Annotated in this window: 6 protein-coding genes; 4 read left to right on the forward strand and 2 right to left on the reverse strand. The window is 76.2% G+C overall.

Annotation, left to right across the window (positions count from 1 at the left end):
* On the forward strand, positions 1-674 hold a 674-nt coding region (locus AB0L40_RS26475; protein ID WP_364361586.1), incomplete at its 5' end, for a hypothetical protein.
* On the opposite strand, the gene AB0L40_RS26480 is transcribed toward AB0L40_RS26475, so the two are convergent.
* Positions 613-1,680, reverse strand: coding sequence for a YncE family protein (locus AB0L40_RS26480; RefSeq protein ID WP_364361588.1), 1,068 nt, complete (start codon positions 1,678-1,680; stop codon positions 613-615). The two genes, AB0L40_RS26475 and AB0L40_RS26480, sit on opposite strands and share 62 nt — an antisense overlap.
* Here AB0L40_RS26480 and AB0L40_RS26485 point away from each other — a divergent pair.
* On the forward strand, positions 1,662-3,080 hold the full coding sequence (locus tag AB0L40_RS26485; RefSeq protein WP_364361590.1) for a hypothetical protein: 1,419 nt from the start codon (positions 1,662-1,664) through the stop codon (positions 3,078-3,080). The two genes, AB0L40_RS26480 and AB0L40_RS26485, sit on opposite strands and share 19 nt — an antisense overlap.
* 11 nt (positions 3,081-3,091) lie before the next feature.
* Here the strand turns inward: AB0L40_RS26485 and AB0L40_RS26490 are convergent, their stop codons facing one another.
* Positions 3,092-3,649 carry a hypothetical protein gene (locus tag AB0L40_RS26490; protein ID WP_364361592.1) on the reverse strand — a complete coding sequence of 186 codons (558 nt, stop codon included), beginning with the start codon at positions 3,647-3,649 and terminating at the stop codon, positions 3,092-3,094.
* 198 nt (positions 3,650-3,847) lie between these two features.
* Between AB0L40_RS26490 and AB0L40_RS26495 the strand changes: the two genes are divergently transcribed.
* Together AB0L40_RS26495 and AB0L40_RS26500 are read left to right on the forward strand one after the other, a co-directional pair.
* Complete coding sequence (locus AB0L40_RS26495) at positions 3,848-4,615, forward strand: enoyl-CoA hydratase/isomerase family protein (protein ID WP_364361596.1); 768 nt, start codon at positions 3,848-3,850, stop codon at positions 4,613-4,615.
* Positions 4,616-4,769: 154 nt separating this feature from the next.
* Complete coding sequence (locus AB0L40_RS26500; protein ID WP_364361594.1) at positions 4,770-4,997, forward strand: hypothetical protein; 228 nt, start codon at positions 4,770-4,772, stop codon at positions 4,995-4,997.
* The last annotated feature ends 20 nt before the right edge of the window (positions 4,998-5,017 follow it).

A 5,017-nucleotide genomic window follows, 5' to 3' on the forward strand; every position in this document is an offset into this window, starting at 1 on the left:
GCCTCCCGGGCGGTACCGGCGATCGCGGTCCGCGCCTGCTCACCGCCTGGCGCCGCACCTACGGCGCCTCGCCCGCCCACCTGCTCCTGCACCTCACCGCGATCACCCTGATCGCCTGGATCCTCTCGCAGTCCTTCGACGCCCGCTACTCCGCGTCGTACAAGAACCTCGCGATCTGGATGGTCGCCGGCGCGATCATCAACGACTTCATCGCGATCCCCCTCTACGTCGGCGCCGACCGCATCGCCCGCTGGATCTGGGGCTTCGTGCGCGGCACGCACGTCCGCCCGGCCGCGAAGGTCCCGCCCCCCGTCGACCCGCACCCGCCCGCGCACGCCGACCACTTCGACGCCTCCTGGGGCGCCGGCGCCGCGCACGACGACCCCGGCGCGGCCGTGCCCGCGACGACGCGCCGCCGCGACCCCGCGGTCCTCGGCAACGGCCACGTCCGCGTACCGCTCGCGATGGCCGCCGTCCTGCTGCTCGTCTACTTCCCCAACATCGCCCACAAGGCCCCCGCCGGACACCGCCTCTCGACCGGCCTGGCCGAGCAACCCGACTACGCCACCCGCTGGCTCGCCATCACCGCGGGGCTGTTCGCCGTCTCCGCGGTCATCTACGGGCTGCGGTCAGCGGCGGCACGGACTGCAGCACGCCGGCGTCCAGCCCGGTGACCACGACGTGACCGTCGGTCGGGTCGACGGCGACGCTCTCCGACTGGCGGACCGTCGCGACCGTCCGCAGCGGCTTGGTCTTCGCGCCGGCGATCAGGTCGACGACGCGGTTCTGGGCCGGCAGCGTGACCCACAGGCGGTCGCGCTGCTCGTCGAGCGCCAGGCCGTAGGGCTCGCTCGTCAGGTACTGGCGGCGGGTCAGGTCGAGCTCGCCGTCCTGCCAGCGGAAGACGAGGACGCTCTGCCCCGTCGTGTCCGCGACGTAGCAGAGGGTCTGGGTGCGGCAGACGACGTGGGTCGGTCCGACGCCCGCCGGCGCCGACGCCAGCCGCTCCAGCGTCCGCGCGTCGTAGAGCTCCAGCACGCGCTCGCGCACCGACACGACGGCGATCACGCGGCCGCCGTCGAGCGTCGCCAGCCCGCCGGGTTGCAGCGCGATCCGCCGCTGTCGCACGACCCGGTCGCCGCGCACGATCTGCAGCAGGTCGCCGGCCTCGGCCCCGACGGCCACCTCGGCGCCGTCGCCCAGCGGCGTGGCGTCGTGCGGCTGCCTGCCGGTCCTCGCGCGCGCCACGACCCGGCCGACCGGGACCTCCCGGCCCTCGTACCGCCCGCCGATCGCGACCTGGAGCAGCTCGTTCCCGGCCTCGTCGGGGACGAGCACGCGGGCCTCCGGGGTGCCGCCGCCGGCGAGCTGGAGGTGCCGTGCCGCGCCGGGCAGCGACACGCGCCGGACGACCTTCCCCGTCGACGCCCGGACGATCGCCAGCTCCGGCCGGCCGCGCAGGGAGACCGCCAGGAGCCCCGAGCCGGGGTCTGCGACGATCCCCTCCGGTCGCGCCCCGACCGACGTCACGCGCCCCTCGGGGGTGGTGGTGAGCGCCGGGGAGCGCGGCGGCTCGGCCGCGGGCGGCAGCTCGTCGGGATCCTGCGACCCGCACCCGCCGAGCCCGGCGACCACGGCGGCGGCCCACGCGAGGAGGACGGATGACCGGAGAGCGCGCACGACAGGCCGAAGCATCGCACCCGACCCCGGAGCCCTGGGACACCCCGTCGACGGCCGCCGGCACGGACGAGGACTCCGGGTCCGCGACGACGGCCGACACGCCCGGCGTCCGCTGGCGCCGCGAGCCCTGGCTCCTCGGCCTGCTCGCCGCCGTCGCGATCTGGACGCTCCTGCGCGGGTACTTCGACGGCTACCGCCAGGACGCCTTCGGGACGGCGACGCCGCCGTTCGTCTTCGGCTGGGTGCCGAAGATCGACCCGTGGGCGGCGGTCGCCGTCGTCGTCCTGGGCCTGGCCGCGGTCGCCGGGCCGCGCCTGCTCTCCCGCCGCGTCCCGCCCCTCGGGGCCGCGGCGCTGCTGTTCGGCATCGCGCTCGCGGCGGGCCTGTCGCTCAACGCGGCCCGCGTCGGCACCTACGGCTGGTGGGCGATCTTCGACCTCCGGCCCGGCGGGTCGTTCGAGGCGATCAACGAGTACCTGCCCGGCCTGCCGACGCTGCACTGGGGCGTCGGCAACTACCTCGACCGCTTCGCCGAGACCGTCCCGTCGCAGACCGTCAACGTCGCCGGCCATCCGCCCGGCCCGTTGCTGCTGATGCACGTGCTGGGGATCGACACCGCCCAGGGCCTCGCGGCGCTCTGCATCGCCGGCGCCGCGCTCTGCGCGCCCCTGACCTACGCGATCGGCCGGACCGTCGCGAGCGAGCAGGCCGCCCGCACCGCCGGCCTCGTCGCCGCGGTCACGCCGGTCATGCTGCTCGACGGCTTCACGTCGTACGACGCCGTCTTCGCCGCGATCGGGGCGGCCGCCGCCGCGCTGCTGCTGTCGCGCCGCGGCTGGGTCGTCGCGCTCGGGGCGGTGGCGTTCGGCGTCGCGACGCTGTTCTCGTGGGCGCTGCTCGGGGTGGGGGCGGCGGTCGCGCTCGCCGTCCTCCTGCGCGACGGGTGGCGGCGCGCCCTCGTCGTCGGTGCGGCGGCCGGCGCGGGCTTCGTCGGGCTCAACGCGGTGCTCGTGTTCGGGTGGGGCTACGACCCGGTCGGGACGCTGCGCGCGACCGAGGCCGTCTACCGCAACTCGGTCGCGACGGTGCGGCCGTACGGCTTCTGGGTGTTCGGCTCGCCCGTGGCGTGGGGCCTGCTGCTCGGGCCGTTCCTGATCGCCGCCGCGGCCCGCGCCGCGCTGCGCCGCTCGCCCGTCGCGATCGCGATCCTCTCCGTCGTGCTGATCGCCGCGCTGGCCGGCTTCACGAAGGCGGAGACGGAGCGGATCTGGCTGATCTTCGTCCCGCTGGCCTGCGTCGCGGCGGCCCCGCTCCTGACCCGCCGGCGGCTGCCGCTGGTGCTCGGCGCGCTCGGCGCCCAGGCCCTCGCGTTGCAGCTGCTGGTCGAGACCGTCTGGTAGCTCGGCCTGGCTCAGGCCACGCCGAGCAGCGCCGCGACCTCGGCCCACGTCGGCGGGCCGACGAGGTCGGGCAGCTCGCTCGCGTCCGCGCGGCGGCGGGCCTCGGGCGTCGAGCAGAAGCGCGCCTTCGGCACGAAGCCGACGCGGTGGATCAGCAGCCGGTCGGCGTCCCAGCAGACCGCGATCGTCGGCTGCTCGCTCAGCGTCCCGTTGGTGTGGTCGCGGATCGCCTCGCGCAGGACCGCGGCGCGGGCGTCGTCCAGCCGGATCGCCCCTGCGGCCAGCAGCTCGTCGAAGAACAGCGCGGCGCGCGGGCCGTGCTCGAGGTCGCGGCCGTCGTCGATCCGCTGGGAGTCGTGCAGCAGCGCGAAGAGGAGGAGCAGCTCGCGGTCCGGGCGCGCGGCCTCGTCGGCGTCGGCGGCGGCCATGTCGGACGCGTCGGCCAGCGACGCCGCGGTCGCGCCGACGGCCCGCCAGTGGTCGACGCCGTGGATGGTCGACGTGAGGTGCGTCGAGCGAGCCTCCACCGCGTCCACCAGCCGGTCGAGGTCCTCCCACGCGCGCGTCATCGCGCCCATCGTCGCAGGCGGCGGCCCGACGGTGGGGCGTCGCGCCCGTGGCCGGGACCCGAGTCCACGGCGAGCACGCGCCCGGCCGGCGCCCGCCGTGGCCACCGCCGCGACCCGGCACCGGGCCCCACGGCGCCCACGCGCGCGGCATGATGGCTCGAACCCGACCGGAGGTAGCGAATCGTGTCCGACACCCCCATGACGCTCGAGCGCGACGGCGGCCTCGCCGTCCTGACCATCAGCAGCCCGCCGTTGAACCTGTTCGACGCGGCGATGTTCGAGGCCCTCCGCGGCCACGCCGCCGCGCTGAAGGCGGACCCGCCCCGCGGCCTGCTGATCCGCGCCGAGGGGGACGTCGTCTCCGCCGGCGTCGACGTGCACGAGTTCGAGGGGCTGTCGATCGAGGAGGGCGCGTCGCTGTGGCGCGACCTGCTGCGGGTCGTCCAGACGATCGAGCAGCTCCCGTGCCCGGTGGTCTTCGCCGCGCACGCGCTGACGCTGACGGCGGCCTTCGAGCTCGCGCTCGGCTGCGACCTGATCGTCGCCGGGCGCGGCGCGAAGTTCGGCCTCGTGGAGACCGTGGTCGGCCTGACCCCGTCCATGGGCGGCCCGCAGCGGATCGCCGAGCGCGCCGGGTCCGGCCGGGCCCGCGAGCTCGTGATGACCGCCGAGCTCTTCGACGCCGAGACGCTCGAGCGCTGGAACGTCGTCAACCGCGTGTGGGACGACGACGAGGTCGACGAGCGCGCCTACGCCCTGGCCCGCAAGCTCGCCGCCGGCCCGACGCGTGCCCACGACGCGACGAAGCAGATCATCCGCGCCTGGTGCGACGACGGCGTCTCGACCGCGGACTCGGTCGTCCCGGCGGTCTCCGGCGCGCTGTTCGCCACCGAGGACCTGCAGCACGCGGTCGCCGGGTTCCTCGCCAAGGGCCCGCGGCACGGGACCGTCGCGCAGGGCGTCTGACCCGCAGCGACGACCGGCGCCGCGCCGCCGGTCTCCGGTCCTCCGCCGCGGAGGCCGGGCGCGAGGTGCGCCAGATGGAGCGCAGAAGCGCTCCAACGTTTTGTCCCGGGTTGATGACGGCTTGAGCGATCCGGCGTAGCGTTCCCGGTCGACCATGTACAAGAACGACCTGACCAGGTGCCCGCGTTGCGGCGCGCGCGTGACGGCCTTCGCCGCGGGCTGCTCCGAGTGCGGCGAGACCCTCGACATCTCCCGCTTCCGCAAGCGTCGCGCGGCGAGCGCCGGCGCCCAGGTGCGCGGCGCCGGCTCCCAGGCCCGCGCGGCCACCGAGAACGCGGCGAGCGCCGTCCGCGGCTGGGTCCGCCGGGCGACCTCGCGGTAGGGGCGGGGGCGGGCCTACGG

The organism is Patulibacter sp. NPDC049589 (genome assembly GCF_040675535.1).
Classification (GTDB): domain Bacteria; phylum Actinomycetota; class Thermoleophilia; order Solirubrobacterales; family Solirubrobacteraceae; genus Patulibacter.